32 protein-coding genes and 1 tRNA gene are annotated in these 25,943 nt (G+C 47.1%); 20 read left to right on the top strand and 13 right to left on the bottom strand.

All coding sequences use genetic code 11. The features are described 5' to 3' along the window. Positions 1–2: 2 nt before the first annotated feature. Genes E7746_RS06160 through E7746_RS06180 form a run of 5 tightly spaced genes read left to right on the top strand, consistent with a single transcriptional unit; the run spans position 3 to position 3,249 of the window. Positions 3–1,193, top strand: a complete 1,191-nt coding sequence (locus E7746_RS06160; RefSeq protein ID WP_123398941.1) for a toprim domain-containing protein — start codon at positions 3–5, stop codon at positions 1,191–1,193. Between the two features lie 7 nt (positions 1,194–1,200). Further along, positions 1,201–1,935 carry a hypothetical protein gene (locus tag E7746_RS06165; protein WP_123398940.1) on the top strand — a complete coding sequence of 245 codons (735 nt, stop codon included), beginning with the start codon at positions 1,201–1,203 and terminating at the stop codon, positions 1,933–1,935. Positions 1,936–1,960: 25 nt separating this feature from the next. Then, the gene (locus E7746_RS06170) at positions 1,961–2,506 is read left to right on the top strand and encodes a topoisomerase C-terminal repeat-containing protein (protein WP_016278682.1); all 546 of its coding nucleotides are present in this window, start codon (positions 1,961–1,963) and stop codon (positions 2,504–2,506) included. Continuing rightward, on the top strand, positions 2,503–3,042 hold the full coding sequence (locus tag E7746_RS06175; protein ID WP_016278681.1) for a hypothetical protein: 540 nt from the start codon (positions 2,503–2,505) through the stop codon (positions 3,040–3,042). Before E7746_RS06170 ends, E7746_RS06175 begins: the two co-directional genes overlap by 4 nt. Before the next feature lie 21 nt (positions 3,043–3,063). After that, complete coding sequence (locus tag E7746_RS06180; protein ID WP_016278680.1) at positions 3,064–3,249, top strand: hypothetical protein; 186 nt, start codon at positions 3,064–3,066, stop codon at positions 3,247–3,249. A gap of 632 nt (positions 3,250–3,881) precedes the next feature. On the opposite strand, the gene E7746_RS06185 is transcribed toward E7746_RS06180, so the two are convergent. Both E7746_RS06185 and E7746_RS06190 read right to left on the bottom strand, forming a co-directional pair. After that, positions 3,882–4,475 (bottom strand): hypothetical protein, encoded by a 594-nt coding sequence (locus tag E7746_RS06185; RefSeq protein ID WP_136410211.1) that lies wholly within the window; start codon positions 4,473–4,475, stop codon positions 3,882–3,884. Between the two features lie 64 nt (positions 4,476–4,539). After that, on the bottom strand, positions 4,540–4,956 hold the full coding sequence (locus E7746_RS06190; RefSeq protein ID WP_032941559.1) for a hypothetical protein: 417 nt from the start codon (positions 4,954–4,956) through the stop codon (positions 4,540–4,542). A 631-nt stretch (positions 4,957–5,587) separates the two neighbouring features. Between E7746_RS06190 and E7746_RS06195 the strand changes: the two genes are divergently transcribed. Then, complete coding sequence (locus tag E7746_RS06195) at positions 5,588–7,540, top strand: ParB/RepB/Spo0J family partition protein (protein ID WP_016278675.1); 1,953 nt, start codon at positions 5,588–5,590, stop codon at positions 7,538–7,540. Positions 7,541–7,702: 162 nt separating this feature from the next. Here E7746_RS06195 and E7746_RS06200 read toward each other — a convergent pair whose 3' ends face one another. The 3 genes from E7746_RS06200 to E7746_RS06210 are packed head-to-tail and all read right to left on the bottom strand — an operon-like array spanning position 7,703 to position 10,519. After that, positions 7,703–8,371, bottom strand: a complete 669-nt coding sequence (locus tag E7746_RS06200) for a hypothetical protein (RefSeq protein ID WP_016278674.1) — start codon at positions 8,369–8,371, stop codon at positions 7,703–7,705. 10 nt (positions 8,372–8,381) lie between these two features. Then, the gene (locus E7746_RS06205) at positions 8,382–9,050 is read right to left on the bottom strand and encodes a response regulator transcription factor (RefSeq protein WP_016278673.1); all 669 of its coding nucleotides are present in this window, start codon (positions 9,048–9,050) and stop codon (positions 8,382–8,384) included. Continuing rightward, entirely contained in the window at positions 9,047–10,519 is a 1,473-nt protein-coding gene (locus E7746_RS06210) for a sensor histidine kinase (RefSeq protein WP_016278672.1), read from the bottom strand. The genes E7746_RS06205 and E7746_RS06210 overlap by 4 nt, the downstream gene beginning before the upstream one ends. Positions 10,520–10,685: 166 nt before the next feature. Between E7746_RS06210 and E7746_RS06215 the strand changes: the two genes are divergently transcribed. From E7746_RS06215 to E7746_RS06275, 13 genes are all read left to right on the top strand, one after another. Then, positions 10,686–11,567: a GLPGLI family protein gene (locus E7746_RS06215; RefSeq protein ID WP_016278671.1), complete on the top strand. Its 882-nt coding sequence runs from the start codon at positions 10,686–10,688 to the stop codon at positions 11,565–11,567. Continuing rightward, a complete protein-coding gene (locus tag E7746_RS06220) occupies positions 11,564–14,119 on the top strand; it encodes a peptidase associated domain and porin domain-containing protein (RefSeq protein ID WP_016278670.1) in 2,556 nt (851 codons plus the stop codon). Before E7746_RS06215 ends, E7746_RS06220 begins: the two co-directional genes overlap by 4 nt. Before the next feature lie 846 nt (positions 14,120–14,965). Next, positions 14,966–15,181, top strand: coding sequence for a hypothetical protein (locus E7746_RS06225; protein WP_016278669.1), 216 nt, complete (start codon positions 14,966–14,968; stop codon positions 15,179–15,181). Positions 15,182–15,209: 28 nt separating this feature from the next. Then, positions 15,210–15,695: a hypothetical protein gene (locus E7746_RS06230; protein ID WP_016278668.1), complete on the top strand. Its 486-nt coding sequence runs from the start codon at positions 15,210–15,212 to the stop codon at positions 15,693–15,695. 12 nt (positions 15,696–15,707) lie between these two features. Further along, positions 15,708–15,944 carry a DUF6926 domain-containing protein gene (locus E7746_RS06235; protein ID WP_016278667.1) on the top strand — a complete coding sequence of 79 codons (237 nt, stop codon included), beginning with the start codon at positions 15,708–15,710 and terminating at the stop codon, positions 15,942–15,944. Positions 15,945–16,008: 64 nt separating this feature from the next. Next, the gene (locus E7746_RS06240; protein ID WP_016278666.1) at positions 16,009–16,281 is read left to right on the top strand and encodes a hypothetical protein; all 273 of its coding nucleotides are present in this window, start codon (positions 16,009–16,011) and stop codon (positions 16,279–16,281) included. 369 nt (positions 16,282–16,650) lie between these two features. Then, the gene (tet(Q), locus tag E7746_RS06245; protein ID WP_016278665.1) at positions 16,651–18,576 is read left to right on the top strand and encodes a tetracycline resistance ribosomal protection protein Tet(Q); all 1,926 of its coding nucleotides are present in this window, start codon (positions 16,651–16,653) and stop codon (positions 18,574–18,576) included. Between the two features lie 132 nt (positions 18,577–18,708). Next, on the top strand, positions 18,709–18,966 hold the full coding sequence (locus tag E7746_RS06250) for a hypothetical protein (RefSeq protein ID WP_135986407.1): 258 nt from the start codon (positions 18,709–18,711) through the stop codon (positions 18,964–18,966). Positions 18,967–19,304: 338 nt separating this feature from the next. Beyond that, positions 19,305–19,499, top strand: a complete 195-nt coding sequence (locus E7746_RS06255; protein WP_032941567.1) for a hypothetical protein — start codon at positions 19,305–19,307, stop codon at positions 19,497–19,499. Between the two features lie 11 nt (positions 19,500–19,510). Continuing rightward, entirely contained in the window at positions 19,511–19,831 is a 321-nt protein-coding gene (locus E7746_RS06260) for a hypothetical protein (RefSeq protein ID WP_016278664.1), read from the top strand. Further along, positions 19,828–19,995, top strand: a complete 168-nt coding sequence (locus E7746_RS06265) for a hypothetical protein (protein WP_016278663.1) — start codon at positions 19,828–19,830, stop codon at positions 19,993–19,995. The genes E7746_RS06260 and E7746_RS06265 overlap by 4 nt, the downstream gene beginning before the upstream one ends. Positions 19,996–19,997: 2 nt before the next feature. Next, positions 19,998–20,360 carry a DUF2958 domain-containing protein gene (locus E7746_RS06270; protein WP_016278662.1) on the top strand — a complete coding sequence of 121 codons (363 nt, stop codon included), beginning with the start codon at positions 19,998–20,000 and terminating at the stop codon, positions 20,358–20,360. Between the two features lie 100 nt (positions 20,361–20,460). Further along, complete coding sequence (locus E7746_RS06275) at positions 20,461–20,832, top strand: hypothetical protein (protein WP_016278661.1); 372 nt, start codon at positions 20,461–20,463, stop codon at positions 20,830–20,832. A gap of 10 nt (positions 20,833–20,842) precedes the next feature. Here the strand turns inward: E7746_RS06275 and E7746_RS06280 are convergent, their stop codons facing one another. The 6 genes from E7746_RS06280 to E7746_RS06305 form a co-directional block, all read right to left on the bottom strand. Further along, positions 20,843–21,076, bottom strand: coding sequence for a hypothetical protein (locus tag E7746_RS06280; RefSeq protein WP_135469636.1), 234 nt, complete (start codon positions 21,074–21,076; stop codon positions 20,843–20,845). Beyond that, positions 21,066–21,308 carry a hypothetical protein gene (locus E7746_RS06285; RefSeq protein ID WP_016278660.1) on the bottom strand — a complete coding sequence of 81 codons (243 nt, stop codon included), beginning with the start codon at positions 21,306–21,308 and terminating at the stop codon, positions 21,066–21,068. Before E7746_RS06285 ends, E7746_RS06280 begins: the two co-directional genes overlap by 11 nt. Continuing rightward, positions 21,305–21,844: a P-loop NTPase family protein gene (locus E7746_RS06290; protein ID WP_136410212.1), complete on the bottom strand. Its 540-nt coding sequence runs from the start codon at positions 21,842–21,844 to the stop codon at positions 21,305–21,307. Before E7746_RS06290 ends, E7746_RS06285 begins: the two co-directional genes overlap by 4 nt. Before the next feature lie 67 nt (positions 21,845–21,911). Further along, entirely contained in the window at positions 21,912–22,709 is a 798-nt protein-coding gene (locus E7746_RS06295) for a DUF7833 domain-containing protein (protein ID WP_016278658.1), read from the bottom strand. Positions 22,710–22,761: 52 nt separating this feature from the next. Further along, entirely contained in the window at positions 22,762–23,037 is a 276-nt protein-coding gene (locus E7746_RS06300) for a hypothetical protein (RefSeq protein WP_136410213.1), read from the bottom strand. Between the two features lie 26 nt (positions 23,038–23,063). Beyond that, positions 23,064–23,339: an excisionase family DNA-binding protein gene (locus E7746_RS06305; RefSeq protein WP_016278656.1), complete on the bottom strand. Its 276-nt coding sequence runs from the start codon at positions 23,337–23,339 to the stop codon at positions 23,064–23,066. A 211-nt stretch (positions 23,340–23,550) separates the two neighbouring features. On the opposite strand from E7746_RS06305, the gene E7746_RS06310 reads away from it, so the two are divergent. Next, entirely contained in the window at positions 23,551–24,015 is a 465-nt protein-coding gene (locus tag E7746_RS06310; RefSeq protein ID WP_016278655.1) for a TMF family protein, read from the top strand. A gap of 26 nt (positions 24,016–24,041) precedes the next feature. On the opposite strand, the gene E7746_RS06315 is transcribed toward E7746_RS06310, so the two are convergent. Together E7746_RS06315 and E7746_RS06320 are read right to left on the bottom strand one after the other, a co-directional pair. Then, a complete protein-coding gene (locus tag E7746_RS06315) occupies positions 24,042–25,166 on the bottom strand; it encodes a site-specific integrase (RefSeq protein WP_016278654.1) in 1,125 nt (374 codons plus the stop codon). A gap of 479 nt (positions 25,167–25,645) precedes the next feature. Next, positions 25,646–25,718: transfer RNA gene (locus E7746_RS06320), tRNA-Lys, on the bottom strand. Positions 25,719–25,943: the final 225 nt, after the last annotated feature.

Below are 25,943 nucleotides of genomic sequence, written 5' to 3' on the forward strand. Positions count from 1 at the left end.
CTATGGCACCGGCTGACTATAAAGTTAAGTTCAAAGAACTTAAATCGCGTGTTGGTATTGATGATGTCGCCTATTCGCTCGGCTACCGCCTCGACCGCAAGGCAGGTGTGGGCCGGTACATCGAGCTTGTGCTGGGCGAGGGACGCGACAAGCGCGACACAATCATCGTCAGCAACCGCCGCGACAAGGCTTCGCAGACTTTCTTCCGGCGTGACGGCTCAAAGGGCGACGTGGTGTCGTTCATACGCGAGAACCTTTCATCTTTCAATGTTATCGGGCTTACCGAATGGCAGAAGATAGCGAAAGTGATGGCGCAGTTCGCCAATATGCCGGAGCCGGATTATGACCGCGACAGGGATTATGTACGCTCGGCATCCGCGCCTCAGGTGTTCGACCCTTCGCGCTACCGTGTCAAGGAACTGGACGCGGCCAATATCCCCCGGCTGTTCGCACAGCGCGGACTGTCGGCAGATACGGTCAAGGCTCTCGCCCCGTTCATTTCCCTTGTGTCTGACAGACGCAACGAGAATTTCAACGGCTACAATATTGGCTTCCCCTACACGGAAGCCGGGAGTGACAAGACTGTGGGATATGAGATCCGCGGCGTGAGCGGTTACAAGTCAAAGGCCGCCGGCACCAATTCCTCCACGGCGGCGTGGGTGGCCGACCTGTCGCACGGCAACAACGGTCTCGTGCGTCATGTGTTCTTTTGTGAATCCGCCTTTGACGCTATGGCTTTTTTCCAGCTGAACCGGCCCCGGTTAGGCGAGGATATCGCCCTTGTCTCCCTCGGCGGCACGTTCTCCGACCGTCAGGTACTGGGCGTGATGGAGCGTTTTCCAAACGCCCGTGCCTACGACTGCTTCGACAACGACCTTGCCGGACGCATCAACGGACTCCGCCTCATGGCTCTTGTCGAGGACATTCCACTCAAAATCACCAAGACACCGGAGGGCTTGATGGTGGAGGCCAAAGGCAAGAGTTTTCCGGTGTCACCCGACCGCTCCGCCTACACTCAGTTTGAGCCGCATATCTCCGTGCGTTACCGCATGGGGCAGTGGCAGCCTCCTAAGGACTTCAAGGACTGGAACGACTGCCTGTTGGGTAAACGCTCATCAATCAAGATACTCCCTACCAAACATGACCGTGACGATAACCTCGCCGAGCAACGCGCTTCCGGCTTAAAAATATGACTGACCGATGAAGACTATCAAACCGAAAACAGCCCTGCTCGCACTATCCCTCCTTGTCATTCCTGGAGCGGACATGATGGCGCAACAGACCGACCCGACGCTCACGGCGGCGGTGATAGCGCAGACTGTGGAGCTTAACAATATCCACAAGAAGCGTAAGTCAACCCAGGAGAAGATCATTGCGGCTGAAGCCGCCGTGACAGTAGCCCTCGACCGCGTTCACTCCGTGGAGAACAAGATGCTTGAGTATCTTTCCAACGCCCAGGGTGCCATGCAGAATCTCTACCAGATAAAGCGTGCCGGTGAACTGGTGCTTACGGAGATACCCAAGAACTGTGATCTGTTGCGTAAATCGGTACCTGGGCATCTTAAAGGCACGGCCATAGCGGTGCTGGTGTCCGATGAGCTGACTGACGCGGCCACGCAGATGGCGGCTCTCTATCCCTTCATGCAACAGCTTGTCACGTCGGGTAGCTACACTGTCACAGGTTCTGATGGCAAAAAAGAGAAACACAAAGTCAACCTGCTCAACTCCGCCGAGAGGTACTATGTGGCAAACGAGGTGGTGACACGTCTGGAGACAATCAACACCGACCTGTGGCTACTGGCGTGGCAGATACGCACTCTCTCATGGAACGACCTGTGGTTCTCGCTTGACCCCGACGGCTGGGCCTCGGTTATGTCGGGAAAGGCTATCGCGGAGACCCTTGTGTGGGAGTGGAACACGATAAAATACAGATAAACGAACTATCAACAACATTTTTTACATGGATACAGAAACAAAGATTATCGGCCGTTGCCCTGTGTGCGGCGGCAATGTGGTGAAGACCTGCAAGGGCTACCGCTGTGAGAACAACACCGGGGAGGACGGCAAGTGCGGACTCTTCATCAACGGGGTTATAGGCAACCGCAAGATGGCGGATGCCGAGGTCGCGGAACTGCTGGAGAAGCGGAGCATATTGCTCGACGGCTTCGCCACAAAGGAGTGGAAGACTTTTCCGACCGTGCTTGTCATGGCGGCTGACGGCTCGATCAATATGGAGTCGGTGGTGGCACACTGCCCCCGTTGCGGCGGCGAGATCCGCGTGGGCGCAAAGGCTTTCAACTGCTCCAACTACCGGCAGGAGGGAAGCCCCTGCGACTTCGTGATATGGCGCAATATCGCCGGGCATCTCATGACGCTCGATGAAGTGCGAGAGATATGTGCCGATGGTGTCACATCCCACGAGGTCGAGATGTTCGGCGAGAATGGCTCTGTCTATCGCCGCAAACTCGGCTTATCTCCCGACAAACTAAAGGTTATCAAGGTATGAAGCCGGGAACGAAACTCGCCATACTGCTCATAAGCTGTGTGGCTATGTGGGGCGGCATAGGATATGCCTTCCACTACTTCGGCCAGCCGTCGAAACGGGCGCAGTCGGTGGCGGAGAAGGCACTGATGGCCTCGGTGGATAATCCGGAGTCGGTAAAGGTCATAGCGGTCAGCAAGCCTGACAGTGTGTTCGGCCGCAACTACATCAACAACGACGAGAAAATGGCGATAGCCATGTCGATGATGAAAGTCAACGAACAGGTCATGTCCCGGACAGACGGTCTTCAGAACCTCGATTTTGAGGACAACACCGTTTCCGAGCTTGTCGGCCGCCAGATGTCGGCGATGTCCGCTCTACGCTCGATGGTGGGCTTTGAGACTCCTGACGCTCCACGCAAGCCGTTCTCCGGCTGGAAAGTGAAAATAGAGTATGAGGCTCTGTCGGAAAGCGGCTCTCCATACCGCTCGGAATACTGGTTTATCCTCGACCGCGACGCACAGTGCGTCGTAAACTCTTTTGAAATACCTCTTTTATAAATCCCTAAACTGAATACAACGATGAAAGAACTACTTGATCAGATCGAAAAACTCACATCTACATTCCTGAAAGACGCCGCCTCCCAGCTCGACAAGGGCAACAGGGCTGCCGGACTCCGCGCTCGTCGCGCATCCCTCGAACTGGAGCCGTTGCTTAAACGCTTCCGCAAACTCTCGCTGGAAGCCGCCAACAACAAGGCTGAATAATCCGCCCTCGATAGGACAATTTCTTTGCTGCCAAAAACCGGGACTCCCTGTGCGTGAGCATGGGGAGTTTCCTATTATTTAATCCAACCTTTTTTCAGTACCCGGAATGAATAAAAAGGACTATATATGATGAATAAGCAACTCAGTAGAAACTGGTATCTTAGTGTGTCTTTTTTTCCACTTATAAAATAATTTATTCTTAATAAGATTCCTGAAGGTATCAATAAGGCAATCAGCATCCAAATAGACATTAAATCACCCCGAGGCCATAAGTGAAACGAATCTACGATAGCACACACCACAATATAAACGAACAAAAATATATTGCAAAATGTAAATATCAGATATAATTGTTTGAAATTAGGAATTTTTTCGCAATTAAATTTCATCGCTTACCTCCTTTCCTCCAGAGAATAATGAACAGGACAAGGGATAAAAAATAGGTTATCCACATCAGAGTGGACAAACCATCTATATACATATAGTATCGTTCCTCTATTATGTCTATATTGTATGGTTCAATAATATACTTTGCATCTACATAGGCATTAATCCACGTCAATATGCCAACGATGAATATTGCGATAAATGTTATCAAGCCAACTATCTTCTGCCAAGTCTTCATTAATCTATCAATCTATTGGGAATTGTTGCTCCATTGAATCTATTATTTCCTCAAGTCGTGGATAATACTCTACTATATTCGGCTCTTGTCGTTTATTCATCCACTCAATTTGCTTTATAATAACATCCTTTACTATTTCATAATCTTTCGGAGAAATAATACGTGTTAATGTCAAATATTCAAACGCCCAATCTGCACCAATATCCGGTAATTGTTGCTTGCCTTCCAATATAGGTACAATTCTGCGATCATACATATTCTGTAAGTTGGCATAATGACTAAACACTATCTCAGCACACTCCTTGATAGTGTCACATAGTTTACAATATTCCGTATCAATAGTGGACTCCGTAAAAATAAATTTGTCCTGTCTTTCAAGCATATTACCGCTAAAGCCAACCGATGGATTATCTCGTTGGTCCCGCAACGTCTTGAAACTATACGCCTCAAACCATTTTTTCAATATATCAAAGCGCACCATATATATTGGATATATTGTCAGCATATTATCTCTTATCCAATGATCCAACTCAATCATACTACCAATGCCATTTTCATGCCAGATGAAACAGTTGTCTCGTTTTCTGAACTTGAAATCCATAAGGAAATCCTCACTCTTCAACCGCTCAATTATATATGTGAATATATGTGACGCTTTCATTTATTCAAAATTTAATAAACTTACCGTTAAGCGAGCTGGGCAAAATATGTTCATATGTCCCGGCAGTCCTTAAAGTGTTGCAAATAGAATCATTAAATATTATATGTCTATTCCTTGAACTAATTTCAACATATTCCATATCATCTTTTAATGACAAAGGTGTTGATGCAATAATCATCACAGAAGACGAATCTGAAGAATATACTCCGACATGGCTATCTCCATTATTAATTTTGTTTTTGCTTATTTCAAAGGTAGTGGGCGTAAACTCAATCAGATAATAGGAACCCCCGACATTTCGATATGATTCTACTGAACCTTCCAAATGATAGTCCACCTTTGAGAAATATTCATCTTGGCCGTGGTGATAAGATGCAGACGTTGAAAAAAAGATAACCATAACCCCGACAATACCGGCCATGATTATCAAAATCACGACTAACGACCAACATATAATCCGTATGTATTTACGTCTCGCTGTCATTATAGAGATATTATTGGTTAAATCCATAGGCTGTGACAACAGACAGTCATTATCAAAAGCACATAAAAAGATAATCGCTTCCTGTCGGTGGAGAGGCGATGACGGGAGATGCCAATTATTTTTGCTCGGTCGGGAGGCATTGCTGTCGGATCGGCATAAGAGCCTATCGCAAAGTTAATAAGAATATTTGACATTAGGGTGGTTTGCACGCATAAAAATCACCGTTATATCCTGACAGATGATGATTTATGAATAAAAAGGTACTGGAGGCGGTAACTTATCTTTGATTACTTGCGGCTTCTGCGTCCGTTGGTTTTTCGCTACGAAGTAACGGCGGGCGGTGACGCCGGCAAGCGACCGCCTCCGGCTTGGCTGCATGAAAAAATCCGGCAGCCTTCCACGATTTGCGCCAAATCGGGTATTCCGTATTTTTTCACTTGCCACACTTGCCTTGCGTCACCGCCCGCCGTCTTGATTGTATCGAAAAAATCCCCCGGATGCGAGAAGCCACAAGGCTTCAAACAAAAGGGAAAAAACAAAAAACTCAAACATCTAAAACACTCAAATTATGGAAGCAACAGCAATTCAGACCAACACCGCAAACGTACAGGAAGCCACAATCTCTCTCGCTCTCATTCAGCCGAGCAACTACAACCCCCGTAAGAATTTCGACGAGCAGAGCCTCACCGAACTCGCTGACTCTATCAGCCGTCAAGGTATTCTCCACGCGATAGGTGTGCGACCAATCGCCGGCACCGACCGCTACGAAATCGTGTATGGCGAGCGAAGATACCGCGCCTCCCTCATAGCAGGGAAAGAGGACATCAAGGCAACCGTCTATACCGACCTTTCCGATGATGAAGCCGAACAAAAGGCTATTGCGGAGAACCTGCACCGCCAGGACATCACGCCTATGGAAGAAGCCGAGACGTTAAAGGCTGCAATCGACAGCGGACGCTACGACTATGCCACACTCGCCACGCAGATAGGCAAGAGCGAGACCTATATCCGCACCCGAATAAAACTCACAACCCTCATACCCGAAATCGCACGGCTGATTGACACCGAAGAAATCACGGTGGCAGTGGCTACCGAGATAAGCCGTTACGGAGTTGACATACAGACCGATGTTTACAACTCGCACCTCAAAGACGGTGTGACCTACAATAATTGGCGAGGAATGAACGCCTCCAATGTGGCTCGGCTCATAGAAAAGAACTACACCACCGACCTAAGCCGTTACTGCTTCGACAAATCGGCGTGTGCCTCATGCCCTTTCAATACCATAAATCTTCTGCTGTTCTGCGAGGACGGCTGTGAGGGCAACTGCTCCAATCCCTCTTGTCTCCGAGAGAAGCACATCGGCTATCTCACTGACAAGGCGGTTGAAATGCTGAACGAACACCCCACCGCCAATTTCTGCCACTCCGAATATGACCTAAACGAGAGGGTAAACGCACTGCTGACTGAAATGGGCTATGACATAGAAAAACTCAGTGGCTATCTGACACCTTACCCCTGCGAACCTGCCGTACCACAATCCGACCGCTTCGACACCGAGGAAGAATATGCCGAGGCTGTAAAGGCATACGAGGGCAGAATGGAGGCACATAGGGAAAAGTGTGCCGACATCACGGCAAAAGCCGAGGCAGGAGAAATCTCACTCTACATCACAATCGGGCGCAATGATGTGACGCTCGGATATATGGCTGTAACTGCCAATCCGAGCGAGAACGGCAACAATCCGAAAGCCGAAATCGCCAAGTTGGAGGCAAAGGACAAACGCAACAAGGAGATAGCCGTGGAGCGTACAATCGAGGACACGAAGAAGAAAATCCTCGAAGCCGACATCACCGAGACTAAATTCTCGCAGGACGAGGACAAGATGATATATTTCTTCCTGCTCTCATCGCTCCGCAAAGAGCATTACGAAGCCGTCGGACTGACCGACCGCAAATCTCACAGCGCACTCAACGACAGCGAGAAAATGACAATCCTCGCCAATCTCAACGCCAAGACAAAGGCAATAATCCGCAGGGATTTTCTGATTGACAATTTCAAGGGTGCGTATCGTGACAACGCTATCGCCGACCTCCTGCTCTCATTTGCCAAGAAGCATATGCCGGAAGAACTCGCCAACATCGAAGCCGAGTACAACGATGTTTATGAGAAGCGACACCAACGTATAGAGGAACGCAAGGCTCTACTCGCCAAAGATACCGAACCCGAACCAACCGAGCCGGAAGCCGAGGACGCACCCGAAGAAGAAATCGTGCCGGAGGCAGAAACCACCACGGAAGAAGCCACTCCCGACACTTCCGAGGCAGAGACCGAGGTTGCACCCGAAGCCGAGAACTCACCCGAAGAAGAACCTATGCCGGAGGTAGAACCGACCACGGAAGAAGCCACTCCTGACACTTCCGAGTCAGAGACCGAGGCTATCCAATACGAACCAACGGAAGAAGAAGCCGAGACGATACTAACCGAAGAAGAAAGGTACTGCGAAGAAGCTGTTGCATAAAGCGATAAGCCCCTATGTTTGAGCAAGCCACCCCATGCCGAGAGGCGCGGGGCGGCATTTGCTCGTCCCCTCCCAAAAGCCGCCTCTTTGGAAAACGACAAAGCCCCCGACTCGCGCCGGAAGCTGGCTATTTTAGCATTATATGATGTTTAACAGTATTTATCAAAAGTAATATGATGCGGTAAGATATGCTCCTTGCATGAATGATTTCTTCGGATAGTATTTGCTGAAGGAAGTGCCTTTATAGGAAAGTTGTCGATATTGGCTGTAAACATCCAAATTTGACATTATATATCCAGCACTGAATCCGCAAGGTCCAAAATTCACAAAAATACCCACACGCAAATCTATGGCAAACCATTGACCTTTGGATGTGCTCACGTATTTATAATCATAATCAGGCCAATTGATATATTGTCGTATATTGATACGTTGATACGGAATGTTTAGCATAATGCCGGGTTCTGCATATAACCCCAAATCAACCTGTTTAATCTTTAACGCCGGTGATTTAAGCACAATCGATGGGCGCAAATAAAAATTTGACGGTTTATTATCGTCGCTCTCTATTTCCCAGTCTTTTTCTGCGGCCCAGCCATCTTCATACCATACGCTCCAATATCCGAATGCTCCACCAAGTCCAATGTAACGGTTGAACATATAGTGGTACGATGCTTCCAACTGGTAAGAGTCCGACGAGGTTACAAGACCACTGAATGAAACTTTGCTATTGGCAAAATTAAAGTTTTCTTCACTTTTATCTTGTGCTAAAGCCGGCATTGCAATCAATATAGTGATTAGACAAAATATTTCAGTGATTCTCTTATTCATATTTTGTGGATTAGTTGATTGTTAGAATATATCCTTTCTTCTTCAGAGAAGTTATCGTTATAGAAGGATCGGTGAGGAGTTTTCGGATATAGGTTATCTGCACGTTGAGAGCAAGGGAGTTGGCGTAACTGCTGTCGCCCCACACGGTGTTGAGAATAGTGTCGCGGTCAACAACCTTACCGACATTTTTAGCGAGGATTGCAAGAATCTCCGTTTGGCGCACAGAAAGAGAGTGCGTTTCGCCTTTATATGTCAATGATGCAAGATTTGGTCGGAACAATGTATTACCCAATAGATACTCAATATCCTGTGAGGTTATGTCGCTTTCAAATCGTTCATTTATCTTGGCTATCAACTCTTCAGGATAGAATGGCTTAGGTATATAGTCGTTGCCCTTTAGTTTGAAGCCATATAGGCGGTCAACCTTGTCGGTACGGTCTGTGAGGAAAAATATTATTATGCGACGATCGGTTTCACGTATGGTCTGTGCGACCTCAAAACCGTTCATCTCCGGCATATTTATGTCGAGAAGTATCAAATCGGGATGGACGTCTCGGTATAGTTCCAATCCCACTTTGCCATTAGAGGCATATACAACCTCATACCCCTCAGCCTCTATGAAGCGTTTGAGAAGCATGGAGTTTTTCAAATCATCGTCAACGAGCAGTATTTTTTTCATTGCGGTAGTTTTATTGAGAATGATGAGCCGACACCCACGGTGCTTTCCACAGATATTTCGCCACCATGAGCATCCGTCAGGAGTTTGACGTATGCAAGACCAAGTCCCATTCCTGGGATGTCGGAAGCAGATGCTTTGCCCCGATAGAAACGGTTGAAGATTCTGTTTATATCATCGGCCGCGATACCGTTGCCATTATCCTTGACAATAATCTGGCAACCGTCCGAAGTGCTGACAGCATTTATTTTTATCGTCACCTTATCGCTTGAGTATTTTATTGCGTTCTCAATCAAATTCGTAAGGATATTAATGAGATGTGAGCAATCGGCAGAAATCTCAAAATTTTCCGGAACAGCATTTTCAAACACAACATCCTTAGTACTTGGCACTGTGATTGATTTTATAACACTGTCAACAAGCACAGTAAGGTTGAATGAGGATACATTGAGAGGAATCTGCTCTACGTTATTGAATGTTATGTCACGTAACTTGGAGAAATATGCCGAAAGGTTATCAAGAGCCATACGTATCTCTCCGGTGAGTTCATGACGCAATTGGTTATCTTCCATCAGTTTGTCATTGTCAATTCCGGAAACACACATCTTCAATGTTGAAATTGGTCGTTTCAGTTCGTGAATCATTGTAGTGATAAACGAGTTGCGCATCTTGTCAAGTCGAGTCAGCTTGACTATGGTCTTGATCTGCCATAAGAGGCAATGAATAAGGAACAACGAGAGAACAACGGCCAGAGCTAACGTCCATCCCATATTGCATAATATCTCCGATGAGGGAATCTCACATTCTATCACTACCGCCTTTCTTTCAAGTTCGGAATAAGGGGTTGTGACCTTGAATTTGGGCGATATTACAGATGAATGACGTATAGTGGTGGGTTCCCATGTAACGCTGTCCTGCAAAATCAGAGCGATTTCTGCAATAAGATTGTGCTTTCTGAGGATTGAATCAATACCCTCTTTTGTAAAAGGAGATTGAACCTCACTTTCAAAATTTTTCATGGCATTCCACGCAATACCGTCAGACGGAGCAGATGAGGCATCGATAGTTGCAATCTTGGCATCAACCATTTCAAGGGAGTCCATGACCATTTCCTCAAGTCTTTTCATTTCTTCGGGAGTGAGTTTGCGATTCTCCGCAATGCCCAAAAGTTTTCGACCATTTATAACATTTGTCCTTACGGTGACCTTCCGAATTGATTTACCTATGGAATCCAAACTATGACTCATTTGGAATCGCGACTGCACCTTTACTGTATCCCCCTGTGTTGCAGAACCGCGAGCACGTGCTTTGCTATACTCTTTCAAGGCTTCTATTACTAATAGTCCCGTTCTGTTCTCATATTCAGTCAGAGAGTACTCATATCGACCATACAACCAATATGCTTGCATTCCAAGGAAAGCAAGTATGGCAACAATCGAGAGTATGTAGAGCGTCTTTATTTTCTTTTCCATGATGCAAAATTAGCCATTATCTATGATATAAACGTCTGAAATGATGGATAATTGGACGACAGTAATAATTTAGTAATAATTCCATAATGTTTGAGTAATGATTATTTTCGTCTAAAGGGTAATGGCGGCAGTAACTTTGCATCGTGAAACTTAAACCACAAAAGATATGAAGAAAACAGCAATCATCTTTATGGCCATCATGACACTTGCAATGGCCGCTTCGGGCAAAGTTATGCGCCGTACTCTCGGAATATTCCAGAGCAAAGTTCCCGAAACCGAGACTATCGCACCCGAGACAATGGAATTCGTTTACGATTATTCATGGTGCAATGACACTACCGGCCAACTTGAAGACAACTACACAACAGACCAGATGCTTCTGCAGATCGGCCCCGACGGTCTCTCCAAATTCTCCAGCTACAAGAATCTTACAGTAGATTCGCTCCTGATGAACATAACTCCGGAACAGGTGGCAGAGGCCGCCATGGACGGAAAACTCTCCAACGGAGAATTCATGACTATCTTCAAGAATTATCCCCAGGGCAAACTGACCCATACTGAAAAAATCTGTATGGATTGGTTCTGTTATGAGGACGATATGCCGGAACTTGAATGGGAGCTAACCGACAGCGTTACCAATGTGCTTGGATATGAATGTCATTCAGCTGTCTGCAATTTTCGTGGACGAGAATGGATGGCATTCTATTCCGAGGAGATTCCTCTGATGGAGGGGCCGTGGAAACTGTATGGTCTGCCGGGGCTGATTATGAAGGCGTCCGACAAAGACGGACATTATAATTTTGAATGTATCGGCTTAAAGTCAAAAGCAGACAGACCGATAACGATGTATAAAGTTCCTTACAACACGACATCACGCGCAAAATATTATGATGCAAAGCATCGCTATGACATAAATCCTTACGCTTACTATGAGGAGGGAGGACATGGACATATAGACGTTTATGACGAAGAGGGCAGTCCCGTGCTGGACGCTTACGATCCTATCGAACTGCCATTTGATTACATTGAACGCGATTGGAGAAAATGAACAGATACAGTTTTTTCATACTTTGCCTGTTTCTTGGGCTGCTGTCGGCTTCGGCGGCAGTCCCGGAAACGGCCTCCGGAACAATCATAGACGGAGAAAATGGCCAACCCATAGTGGGTGCGGTGGTGCAGGCTCTGAATAAGCAAGGAAAAGCCACGGCGTTTGCTTCTTCGAATGCGGATGGCGTTTTCAAAATCAAAATATCTGACTCGATAGATTCTATTTCATTCCGCTGTATGGGATATGAGTCATTGAAATTGTCAAAGAACCACGACTTTGCAAAGGGTGTGGAGATGTGGCCGAAAGCAACGCAGTTGAAAGACGTGATTGTACAGGCCCCCGACATCTATGCAAAGGGGGACACACTGGTGTTCAATGTCTCGCGCTATGCAAACGCCTCCGACAATGCTATCATTGACGTGATAAAGCGGTTGCCGGGTATAAAAGTCGAGGACGATGGAACAATCAAGTATCAGGGGAAGCCAATCAATAAATTCTATATTGACGGCGATGATTTCCTTGGAGGTCAGTATGGGCTCGCCACCAACAATATCTCCCACAAGGATGTGAAGTCGGTGGAGGTGATGGAAAATCATCAGCCAGTAAAGGCTTTGGAAGGTATTGAATTCCCCGAAGAGGCCGGCATCAATATCAAGCTCAACGAAGGAGCGAAAGGTAAGACAGTCGGCGTGGCCAAAGCCGGAACAGGTGTGCAACCGTGGCTATACGACGGTTCTCTATACGCCATGCGCATTGCCCCTAAGGTTCAGAATATACTGACCATTCGCGGTGGTAACACGGGCTGGAACCCAGACGAGCAGATTACAGAACATGATTTCAGCGATATGTCGTTCACCGGTTATTCCGAGTCCTTGTGGCCGGAGTATATAGCTGCCGACATTGTCAACGCCCCGCTCAATGAGAAGCGGACACGCGACAACCTGTCGTGGCTTGCCAACTCAATCACGGCATGGAAGCGTGGCGATACCTCAATGCGTTTCAAACTGAATTATGTGGGCGACAGGCTTGACTACAAATCCGGATTAAGGACGGATTACTTCAGCCAAGCAATTCCTGAATTCATTCAGAACAATAGCTTGCGCACGCAGAGCCATGATGTTTCGGCTCAATTCAATATGCAGATTAACAAGCGTGGTTATTTCCTGAAGGATAAATTCACGGTTGAAGGTGTGTGGGAAAAAGCCAATTCCAACATAACCGGCTCTTTTGACCTTGACCAGCGTATCCGTCGCCGCAATTTTTCTGCCAACAACGACCTGAAACTTGTAAAGCGCAATGACAAGAAATTGTTTGAGCTGACCTCGCGCAATTCATTTGCTCATCGCCCCGATAGACTCTTTGTAAATGGCGAGGAGTATGCAGTCCAAAACGTTGGCACTACTGATTTCCGGAGCACCACCGAATCACGTTGGGGCAAGTTGGGTCGTTTTTGGAAATTCTACATCAACGGCGGTGTCGATTTGAATTATCATCGTCTGAATCTTTTCCTGATTGGAATGGGGGATTTCGACAATTCGAGATATTTCAACACATTCCTTTCCAATCTGTACGCTACTCCGCAACTCGACTATGAACGTAATGGATGGCTGCTGTCCGCCAAGATACCCATAAAATGGCTACACCATAGCGTCAATGGCCAGCATGATTATATCAACATCTTACCACGATTTTATGTACGCAAGAAAACTTCGGCAAAGAGCGAGGTTTCAGCATCAATTTCTTATCAGCTCAGCTCACCCCAGGCTTATATGAATATCAGTGTACCGGTAATGTCAGACTATCGCAATCTTTTTATTGCAAGCGATATTGACAAATATTCGCAAAATGTTGTCGCTTCGGCAAGCTATAAATACCGCAATCCTCTGACATCCTTCTTTGGCAATGCCTCGCTGACATACAATTACAGCCGCTGCTCTTTTATGTCAAACCAACTGTTTATTGATGATTTCATTGTGTCAACATACGCAAATAGGCTTTCGGGAAGTCATTTCTGGAACGTAAGCGGCGGAATAAGCAAAGGGCTCGGACATAGCCGCATGGTAATTGGCGTGGAAATAAATGCATCTACGAGTTCAGCATCTTCAATGCGTGACAACATCGTGGAAGATTACAGTCAGCAGACAATCTCGGTCAAACCATATTTCAAGGGAAGTCTTTGCAAATGGCTTTCTGTGAACTATGATGCCAATTACGGCTACTCTCGTCTGAAAATTGGAGAAATTGATAACGACACCCACTCATTCAACCAAAAACTTTACACAACAATTATGCCGCATGACCGCTGGCAATTCACTTTGGGAGCAGAGCATTTCCTCACCAAATTCCCGGAAGGCAATGTCGAAAACCTCGTGCTTCTGGACGCTTCAGCCGTTTGGCACGTAAGCAGCAAAGTGCGTCTTTCTCTTACCGCCAATAATCTCCTTGACAAACGGCACTATCAATATGTGACATACGGAACACTCTCCCGATCGGAACACTCATTCCAAATTCGCCCACGCAACATCCTCGCTTCAATCCAATATCGTTTCTGATTAAAAATCTTAACATTTAAACGTGGTGGCTCAGAAAAAATTAATATTTTGTTGCTATGAGTGGTAACTGATAGGTTTGCAAGCCGTGGCTACAGGAGCGTGAGGCAGTGCGCCGGGCGTATTGCCTCACACAACCTTATCACCACCGCTTGCTCCCCAAATGATGTGATGATTCAAGTGATAAGCCGTGTCAGTGGCCCGCGGATCCACAGGCACGGCACATCGCCTTGTGCTGTTTACCGGTTGCCCTACTGATTCCGTGTCTCACACCGATTCAGCTTCGGGCAGTTCTGATTTTGTATATGATGCCCGGCTGAAGCCGGAGGCGGCGACAACGCCAGAGCAAAGCGAGGGCAAGCCTTCGCTCGACTCTCGCGTTGTAGCCTCTCTTTGGAATACGGTCTGCAAACGATGACTGCGCCGCTTCAAGGCTGGCACTTTGAAACGGCAAGGGTCAACGGTGGCCGGTTCTTTCCCTTGAAGATTTTGAGCCTCGGCAGGGACTGGCGTTTTGGCGTGCGAAGTTACTGCGTCCGGGAGGAACGTCAAGTGACGCTACGCTTGTGGTCGGCGTCCGCACTCGTGAGCCTCCACATTTTTTCGCATTGCGCAATAAACTCACGCTCGGCATACCAAAATAAATTTTGTTCTGCTCTCACTCAATCGTTTATTTCTCCCTCAATTCCGAAAAAAATGGGTATCCCTCGCTTGCCGCAGACTACACACTTGCCTTATCCTCCCTTATGGCCGCAGTTGTGGGACTGCACGAAAAACGGCCAGCCCTGCCGGAGAAGCTCAAAGAGCTTCAAACAAAAGGGAGAAAATTAACTCAAAACTCAAAAAACAATGGCACAATTCAGAGTCAGAACAGAGTACATATTCAGTGGCTTCTTCGACATAGAGGCTGAAAACGCGGCACAGGCAAGGGAGTATGTTGAAAAACACTGCGGATTGGTTATAGGCAGTGACATACATTCCTCACTTCCTGATGATGAAGTAAACTGGGAGTTTCCGGTTCACCCCGACACAAAAATTGGCAAGACCACAAGAATTAAACCGTAGTATAAAACGCTCAAACATCAAAAAGACTATGCACAGCACTATTTATCAAATCAGCACCGAGCCGATAGCCGAGAACGACTATCTGAACATCGACCGTATTGTGGCAGGAGAAAACGCCTCTATATCCTATGTGTGCGAAAACTCCGAGGACGGACGCAAATTCGACATCCGTTTTCTTCTTGAACATATCCTGCCGAAAGGTATGTTTACGTCCACCGATGAAAACGCCCTTACCTACAATGGTGGCTTCGCAATTTGGCGGAAATCCCATTTCGACAACATCAAGGCTATCTCTGCCGAACTTACCCCTGCAAACGTGATGAAATGGAACGGACCAATAGGGCAACTGAAAAAAGCCATTATCAATCCGCTTGGCGTTGACGCTCTTTTCGTGACCGAGTTCTATGGAGGTACAGGCACGGCTGAACGCTCCGCTGACCTAATGGATATTATCGCCCGACTGAAAAAGGGCGATAGACTATACATCGGAGCAATATTAGGGTATCACAACTAAAAACATACAGTCATGGAGTTCTTTATCGAGCCTATCCCAACATGGGCGTTATGCTATCTAATCAACGGAGACCCGACAGGGTTGACTGACGATGAAATTGCGATGATTGACAAATGGTATGCCGACAACAAAGTGCAGACCGTCACCACCGCTTCCGAAGCAGAGGGAGAGAGCAACCCATATTTCTCTCATTTCCCTGCTTTCGGACTACCTGCCGAGGTCACTGACTGCCATGTAATGACCTTTTAATCAACGGAATAATCAATAGCCACTGCGTCAGCACCAATGGCGCAGTGGCAAAAACAATCAAGATATGACAACGACTGAAATCAACTACAAGAGTACGGACTATACCTGCCGTATCGTGACAAGCAACGAGGGCGAGAGCCTTATTATCGGTGGACTGGAATTGCTTGACGCACTTATGCCTTATCCAATCACCGACAAATGCAACGGCTTCGCCGACAAGGAAGCGGAGCGTGTCGATGAAGAAATCTTCTACTATACCTCCGAAAATGATTTGAAGCTCCCCGACAACGAACTTGTCGCAATACTCAGAGAGAGCAACCCCGAATGGTTTGACTGAAAATCCAAATGGTTTCCAGTCCCGGAATGTCATAACGACCACCAAGCCGTCCTGCAACTACGCGGGGCGGCTTTTGCTCGTCACCTCACAAAAGCCGCCTCTATGGAAAACTATAAAGTACCAGGCGTGAGTAGGGAACTTATAGTCTTAGCATGATTAGCTGTTATCTGCGGAAATAATCTGCGAAATAATTCCGGCTATAATTTGTTGGGGTGGAAAAAAATAACTAATTTTGTGGTCACCATGCGGCAGTAATAATATACATACCAACACGAGTTAGGAATCCTGTAGCTCTCTCATGCTACGAGGAGGTATTAAAAGGTGCGTTCCGACAACGCATCTAATGCAGTATATTATTGCTTAATCCAAATGAATATTATAAATTTAGGAATTCTTGCTCACATTGATGCAGGAAAAACTTCCGTAACCGAGAATCTGCTGTTTGCCAGCGGAGCAACGGAAAAGTGCGGCCGCGTGGATAATGGTGACACCATAACAGACTCTATGGATATAGAGAAACGTAGAGGAATTACTGTCCGGGCTTCTACGACATCTATTATCTGGAATGGAGTGAAATGCAATATCATTGACACTCCGGGACACATGGATTTTATTGCGGAAGTGGAGCGGACATTCAAAATGCTTGATGGGGCAGTCCTCATCTTATCCGCAAAGGAAGGCATACAGGCGCAGACAAAGTTGCTGTTCAATACTTTACATAAGCTGCAAATCCCGACAATTATATTTATCAATAAGATTGACCGTGCCGGTGTGAATTTGGAGCGTTTGTATCTGGATATAAAAGCAAATCTGTCTCAAGATGTCCTGTTTATGCAAACTGTTACCGATGGATCGGTTTATCCGGTTTGCTCCCAAACATATATAAAGGAAGAATACAAAGAATTTGTATGCAACCATGACGACGATATATTAGAACGATATTTGTCGGATAGCGAAATTTCACCGGCTGATTATTGGAATACGATAATCGCTCTTGTGGCAAAAGCCAAAGTCTATCCGGTGCTACATGGATCAGCAATGTTCAATATCGGCATCAATGAGTTGATGGACGCCATCACTTCTTTTATACTTCCTCCGGAATCAGTCTCAAACAGACTTTCAGCTTATCTCTATAAGATAGAGCATGATCCCAAAGGACATAAAAGAAGTTTTCTAAAAATAATTGACGGAAGTCTGAGACTTCGAGACGTCGTAAGAATCAACGATTCGGAAAAATCCATCAAGATTAAAAATCTAAAGACTATTTATCAGGGCAGAGAGATAAATTTTGATGAAGTGGGTGCCAATGATATCGCGATTGTAGAGGATATGGAAGATTTTCGAATCGGAGATTATTTAGGTGTTAAGCCTTGTTTGATTCAAGGATTATCCCATCAGCATCCCGCCCTCAAATCCTCCGTCCGGCCAGACAAGCCCGAAGAGAGAAGCAAGGTTATATCCGCTCTGAATACATTGTGGATTGAAGACCCGTCTTTGTCCTTTTCCATAAACTCATATAGCGATGAATTGGAAATCTCGTTATATGGTTTGACCCAAAAGGAAATCATACAGACATTGCTGGAAGAACGGTTTTCCGTCAAGGTCCATTTTGATGAGATCAAGACTATCTACAAAGAACGACCTGTAAAAAAGGTCAATAAGATTATTCAGATTGAAGTACCACCCAACCCTTACTGGGCCACAATAGGGCTGACTCTCGAACCCTTACCGTTAGGGACAGGGTTGCAAATCGAAAGTGACATCTCCTATGGTTATCTGAACCATTCTTTTCAAAACGCCGTTTTTGAAGGGATTCGTATGTCTTGCCAATCGGGGTTACATGGTTGGGAAGTTACAGATCTGAAAGTAACTTTCACTCAAGCCGAGTATTATAGCCCGGTAAGCACACCTGCTGATTTCAGACAGCTGACCCCCTATGTCTTCAGGCTGGCTTTGCAACAGTCAGGTGTGGACATTCTCGAACCGATGCTCTGTTTTGAGTTGCAGATACCCCAGGAGGCGAGTTCCAAAGCTATTACAGATTTGCAAAAAATGATGTCTGAGATTGAAGACATCAGTTGCAATAATGAGTGGTGTCATATTAAAGGGAAAGTTCCATTAAATACAAGTAAAGACTATGCCTCAGAAGTAAGTTCATACACTAAGGGCTTAGGTGTTTTTATGGTTAAGCCATGCGGGTATCAAATAACAAAAGGCGGTTATTCTGATAATATCCGCATGAACGAAAAAGATAAACTTTTATTCATGTTCCAAAAATCAATGTCATCAAAATAATGGAGCGGTCAGGGAATTAATATAAGACGCTGTGGCGACAGGAGCGTGAGGCAGTGCGCCGGGCGTATTACCTCACACAACCTTATCACCACCGCTTGCGTCCAAATGATGTGATAATTCAGGCGATAAGCCGTGTCAGTGGCCCGCGGATCCACAAACACGGCACATCGCCTTGTGCTGTTTATCGGTTGCCCGACTGATTCCGTGCTGCACACCGATTCAGCTTCGGGCAGTTCTGATTTTGGATATGATGCCCGGCTGAAGCCGGAGGCGGCGACAACGCCAGAGCAAAGCGAGGGCAAGCCTTCGCTCGACTCTCGCGTTGTCGCCTCTCTTTGGAATATCTGTCTGCAAACGATGACTGTGGCCGCTTCAAGGCTGGCACTTTGAAACGGCAACGGTCAAAGGTGGCCGGTTCTTTCCCTTGAAGATTTTGAGCCTCGGCAGGGACAGGCGTTTTGGCGTGCGAAGTTACTGCGTCCGGGAGGACCGTCAAGTGACGCTACGCTTGTGGTCGGCGTCCGCACTCGTGAGCCTCCACAAATTCTTCTCGTGCCTCAAACAATTTGGGTATCCCTCGCTTGCCGCTGACTACACACTTGCCTTATCCTCCCTTTATGGCCGCAGTCGTGGAACAGCACGAAAAACGGCCAGCCCTGCCGGAGAAGCTCAAAGAGCTTCAAACAAAAGGGAGAAAATTAACTCAAACGCTCAAACATCAAATGACTATGCGAGTAAAAAGAATGAAAGTAGCAGAGGGCAAACGGCTCAATATCGGGCAGTTCCCAAATTTCCACCGCTCCGGCTCCATTAGGGGCATGAAAAAACTCTACTATGGCGAGAACTGCCTTTTGGTACGCTGTGGCAACTACATCTACAACGTGACCTCCGAACCCTCAATCTACAATCAGGCAACAATCTAAATCATAAGAACATGGAAAATTATAACGGAATAGCAATATCCAACAACGACAAGGAATTTGTCGTGGCGTTTGACAACTTTGTCAACGGCAAAATGCAATCCGCAACCAACACAGGAAAGGCACTCGCCACAATACACCGCTATTTGCAGTCGCAGGCTTTCAAGGTGTGCGTGGCTTATATCCGTCAGCTCGCTGTCAACTACCGCACCGGCTATTATGACGAGCGGAACGAAACGACAGCCCGGAGAGCGGCGATGATGTACGACACACTGATGAACGGCGATGAAATCTATGACCCCGAATATAAGGAACTAAAGGATAAAAGCGTATGAACGACACCGATTTTCCCGAATACGGACGCCAGTGCGAGTTGCTGACACCGTGGCGAGGCTACCACCGTGGCACAATCGTAGGACTGAACGGCTACCGCTTCATCATCGAGGTAAGCAGTGGCGCGAGGATTGAACTTTACGAAGATGAAATTGAATTTGACTGACTATGAACAGACTGTTGACACCGAAATTTGAGGAAGCCATAAAGGACTATCCTCTGTACTCGCAGGACGGCAAGGAGAGAAATGCCGTGTGCGTGGCGATATTCACTATCGGAAATATCTGTTGGTTTGTGCTTGAAGGAGGCAAAGAGGGAGACGATACAATCCTTTACTGCATAGTGGTCGGACTCGGCGAAGATGAATACGGCTATGTGTCGCTCAAAGAACTTGCCGATGTCGAACTTGACTATCGCAAACAAGGCTTCGGCATTATCCGAGTGATACAAATGCCGTATTTCACCCCATGCCCCATAGGGCAAATAAGCGATGAGAGGCTTCAAGACTTCTTGAACCGCCTTTATGATTGACCGAACACGTCAGCCGTGGTGTTGTGCCACGGCTGACATTACCGAAAAATTCGGTCTGCCACCTCCATGCCGGACGTGGCAGACATAAACGTGTACTGACATGATTTTACAAACCATAATCCAAGTTGCCGCACAATGCGGCTGGAGTGTGACCGCCAATGTGAGAGACGGAAACATCACCTCTTTCGATTTCCGGCGGAATACCGAGAGCGGAGTGCCGTTCTGCTTCTCAGCCGACATGACCGGTAGCAAACCGACTTCGCTGGTGGACGACATACTGTCGTTCATCGACGCTTTCCAACCCGACATCTTCGCGCGGCAGTGGTGCCGGATTTCGGGTGCCGGAGAGAGCCGATATGCCCAAACACTCTCCGACATGGACGGCATACGCACCCGGGCATGGCTACTCGCCATCGACCTCTCCGAAGCCTTCGCCGCTCCGCGCCCCTCGCCGTGGTATCTCTGGAACTGACAGTGCCGTTTTATCGGTTCTTCCGTTTTCTTCCCCGCTTGACCTGCGGGTGGTCGAGCAGGAAAATTATGTCGCTTCCGAGTATCAGCCTGTGCCAGCCGTTTTCCGAGCGGCGGTATGGGAGTACCGGGGGCGATTGCCTCATGTATTCGTAAATCGTTGTATGGCTTATGCCGAGCAATTTTCTTGCCGCCATCACCGAATATAGCAAATCGGGGACTATCCTGTGAAAATCAGGGCGCATGGCTTTTCTCCCCACTTTCCATCACCGCCTGCCGGCGGTATGCGTTTATGAAAACTTCGGCGGCTTCCACTGCCATCTCTGCGGAGAGGCTGATATGCGCTGGCCACCTTGTAAGACGGTTCTCCGGAGTCACGACATCCGACAACCGAATGTCGTGATAATACAGCGCGACCGCAAGGTCATATTTCCGCTGTTCCCAATCTATGGGTGTAGGTTGTACGTTGTCTTTCATTTTTCCATGTTCTTTTGAGTGTTTATCCTGAATGTCTTTCCTCGCAAGGCGACGAAATTGAACATCTCCTTGAAGCGGTCATATATCCTCTCGCCATAGGCCTCCTGTATCTGGTCGATTGTGAAGTTGGTGGTGGCATGGGTGAACTGGTGGTAGCGGTTGTCGTAGCGTGACTGGAAGATGTACTGCATAACATTCTCGAAGTTGCCGTACCTTCCTGTCGGCAATGTCTCGCTGCCAAGTTCGTCAAACGCCTGTCTTGGACTGTCGATATACTGCCTGATGCCCCGGTAGCCTCCGTATATTGACTCATCGGCGTAAGCGGCGCATACATCAATCACGTTGTCTATCCGGAAATAATACCGGTTGCCCTCGATGTGCGGCCTCACAAGGTAGCAGAACTCCCTGATGATTTTCAGCATGGTGGATTTGCCCGTACCTATGTCGCCCCAAATAAGAAGCCCCTTGTCCGGATCAAGGTTGCCGTCATAGTCCATCACCGCCCAGTGAACGATGTCGTTGTATGCCGGTTTCATTTCTTCCCTCACTGTGAAGCCCGGGCAGACAGCAACGGCACACTGCATGAAAAGTGTCTTGTATTCGCTAATCCTCGATAAGTCCACAGTTCGGTTTGATCGGCGTTCTGCGGCCTCTCTGATTTCCCTGACGGCTTCCGCCGGGTTTATTTTCTTTGGGTATGCCATTGTTCCGTTCTCGTTCTAATCGGGCGCGGGCCCAGTTGAAAAAATGATCCTTGCACTCCTGCACGGTCTGATGATTCTTTTTCTTGATCCTGCACTCCTGAAAAAAGTCAGGAAGCATATTTTCAAGTATCTTCCTTTCGCAGTGCAAGGCTCCGGCTATTTCGTCGAGCGAAGCCGTATCCTTTGAAAAAATTTCAAAAACTTCTCCTTCACGCGCGGGGGAGAGAGAATTTTTATTTATATTATTATCTATATAATATATGTCCCCAAAGGTGTCCCCAACAGTGTCGGAAGAAGTGTCCCCATTTGTGGGGGATTGAGCTTCTGAAGAAGCCCCGATAGCCGTTGTATCCGATGGAGCCATGATTGAAAAGCCGGGTATCTGATCCATGACAAGCACCGTGTATAATGTCGCGTTGCCTATTTCAAGTCGCCGTATCCACTTCTGCGCCTCAAAAATCCTCATGTATCTTCCTACTGTATCTTTGTCCGCTCCGATTGAGGCGGCCAGTTTTCGTGTCGAGGCCACGAACTGACCGGGCAGGATGTCTATTGTCGTGCCTTTTATGGGATATGTGCCTTTGGCTCTATGCACGCGGAAAAGTATCTCCAGCCAGAGATGTACCATCCGGCTCTCGGAGTAGAGCCATTCCACGTCGCGGAGATAGTGCATTACGGGTATCCATGAACGGTTCATTTCGGCTGTTTATATTCTTGGGGTACATATATATTGGAGTTGTGCGTATGCCTCAGGCTTTTCCGCTTGGAGTGTCAACATCGCGGTCTGTCACATATAGTTCCTTCGGGAACACCACACATCCGGCAATCCTCTCTATCTCTTTCTTGCAGAAGGAGGGTATGCAGCAGCATCCGGCTTTCCAGTTATAGAATGTCTTGCGTTTGATGCCTTCTCCGCAGGCTCTTACTACCGCTGTCACGAAAAAACGGTGGTCAGTATGGGGTAGCGTGGCGAGATAGTCGTTAAGACACTTGGAGTCAATCTCTTTGACCTGTTGTGTAGTCATAATTTCGTCCTTTAAGATTAAATGAATCAGGTCTGCCGTTTTTTTTCAAGTGTTGCGTATCCGGCACGCTCCCTCACATCGTAAAGAGAGAGGAAAAAACGCCGCCCGTTACGCTCCGCTTTCAGGGAGCCGTCATGTATCGCGTCGCGTACACGCTGGTCTGAACAGTGCATGATCTCCGCCGCCTCACGCACGGTTATCTTTCTGTCGGGAGGCACCGGTGCGGTGATGTTCCGCTTTATCTCTTCAAGGGTGTTCTCAATCCTTGTGAGCCTCATTGTTATGCGTCTGTCTTCACTCATAGTCGTATCCGTTTTATAAGCTGTTTGACATTTTTTCTTTTAGCAACCATTAGCTATGTTTAGAAAAATGATTATCTTTGCAATTAGAAATAATTAATCTAAATTAGGTAGTTGCATTAACACTAACAAACTAATTGTACTAAATGATTGTTTGAAGTGTTATTATTGGAAATACCTAATCAAATTTATTATAAAATATAAACATGAGTTTATGGACAACATAAGAAATAGGGTGAGACAGGCGATGGAATGGCTGAAAGACAACAGGCTGTTCAACTCCAACCGTGTCATTGCGGAAAAGATGGGCTACAATCCCAGTGTCGTGTCACAGGTGATAACCGGCAAATCCAAAGTGACGGAACGCTTTGTCAAAAGCCTGTGCAGCATATACCAGCCCCTGAGTTTCGATTGGATATGGAACGGGAATGGGAACATGATACAGGAGACAGTTCCACGACAGCCGGAAGCGGATCCGGAGCCGCCGCAGATGGACCGCTTCTCATATATCCTCGCTGACATGGCTGAGATCATAAAGAACATGACGGCCTTCATGGGGCCGATGAATAACCGGCTTGAACGTCTGGAAAAGAGGATTGATGAACAGGCGAAGGAGATAGAACGGCTACGCTCTGAACTGTCTGCAAAAGAGAAAGCCGCCACCTCCCGGAAGAAGTGACGGCTGCACCCATGTTAAGGTAGAGATTATTTAAGTTTACCGAAGCCCTGTATGACGCTCGTCTGAAGCACATGGGCGTATTTCTCGGTCATTGCCACGTTGGAGTGGGCGAGCATCTTGCTCACAGTCTCGATACCCACGCCTTTTGTCAACGCCCACGTTGCAAACGTGTGGCGGCCTACGTGCATTGTCAGGTTGATGTGCAGACTGGCAAGGTTGGCGATTATCTTCAACTGGTCGTTGCATTTCTGGTTGCTCATCAGATTGAGGTTGTAGTTGTACTTTTTCAATATGGCTATCGCCTTAGGCAACAGCACAATCGTATAGGGCATACCGGTTTTCATACGCTTGTCTCGTATGCAGTAGTCCTCGCCCTGCCTGAACACGTCCGACTTCTTGATCTTCACAAGGTCGGAGTACGCCAGCCCTGTGTAGCATGAGAAGATAAACATATCGCGCACTTTCTCGGTCATGCCGTAGAGTTCAAGGGCTTCCACGCGATCACGTTCCTCTTCGGTAAGGAATTTTATGCCCTCCGATTTTCCACGCGAAATCCTCATGCCGTCGTATGGGTTGGACTCCAGCTTCTCAAACTGTATCGCCTCCACGATATAGGGTTTGAGGCGTTTGTGATAGCCGTGAACCGATGCCTGGGCTGTCACACGCTTGCGTATGAAATCGTCCCATAATCTGATGTTCTTTGGGGTGAGGTCGCTGAAGAAGCGTATCAGCCCGAAGTCGCGCAGGCATTTGAGCATCACCTTGTGCTGCTTGCGTGTTGACTCCGTGACCGGGCGCATGTCGATACGTTCCTCCAGCCAGTCGAGAAAACTTGCCGACGAACCCTGCAACTTCGTTTTCTTGACCTTTTTGAGAAGCGACAGGTCGTATTCGCCCTTTGTCGAGGCTATGGACGACATCTTCTCATGCAGACCGTCATAGACACGGCGTATCTGCTCGTTCAGATGGTCGGCCTGAGGGTGGTTGACCACCTCCTTGCCGTTCCACTGCTGCTTGAGTACAGCCACGCCGGTGGAGAGACGGACGCGCTCACGGTTGTACGACACCTCAATCTCCACGGTGCCGGGGTTGACGGCCGATGCCTTCTTGCGGCGGTCGAAAACAATCTTGATCTGTGGTATTCCTGCCATAAGTAAAAGATTTTAAGAATGATACATTCAAATTTCTCGTGATGTGGTACACGAAAAAGCGTGTACCACAAATTCCGGGAAATGTACCACACGTGTACCACATACCATTTCAACGCATCCAACAACGAGGCTGTTGCACGCCCCGAATCTTTTGGAAACATTTAGCACAAAATAGCAAATATCAGAGAGTTGGCACTCTAAACAGGCTCCGGTCGCTATGGCAAGACCGGGGCAGGAGACAACGGCTGATATTTGTTGGAAAAGCTGGTACATTTGTGGTACTTTTTTGTGGTACATTCACGAAATCTGTACCAAAGATAATGTGCTAATTCCGAACTAACAAATGCTAACTTTGGCTATCGGCAGGAAATACGGTTTGTGCTAAATCTTTCTAAATCAAGATTTTATAAAATTGCTAACACTTGCACATCAGTCACTTACGGACACGAAAAAAGGGCCACTGAAAAGTGACCCTTTAGTGATCCGCCTGGGGCTCGAACCCAGGACCCCAACATTAAAAGTGTTGTGCTCTACCAGCTGAGCTAGCGAATCAGTGCTTTCTAAAAGCGTTGCAAAGGTAGCTACTTTTTTTGTACTATGCAAATTTTTGTTCATCCATTTTGGCCGATCCGCTATAAATCACTATCATGAAATATTTTAACAATACACGAAATAATTCATTTCCCAATTTAGAAACGGCCCTGCTTTATAATTACAGATCGTCCGAGTCATAATTACATGAATCACTTGTCATAATTATAGTCAGACCCAGCGTAA

Source organism: Muribaculum gordoncarteri (genome assembly GCF_004803695.1).
Taxonomy (GTDB): Bacteria; Bacteroidota; Bacteroidia; order Bacteroidales; family Muribaculaceae; genus Muribaculum; species Muribaculum gordoncarteri.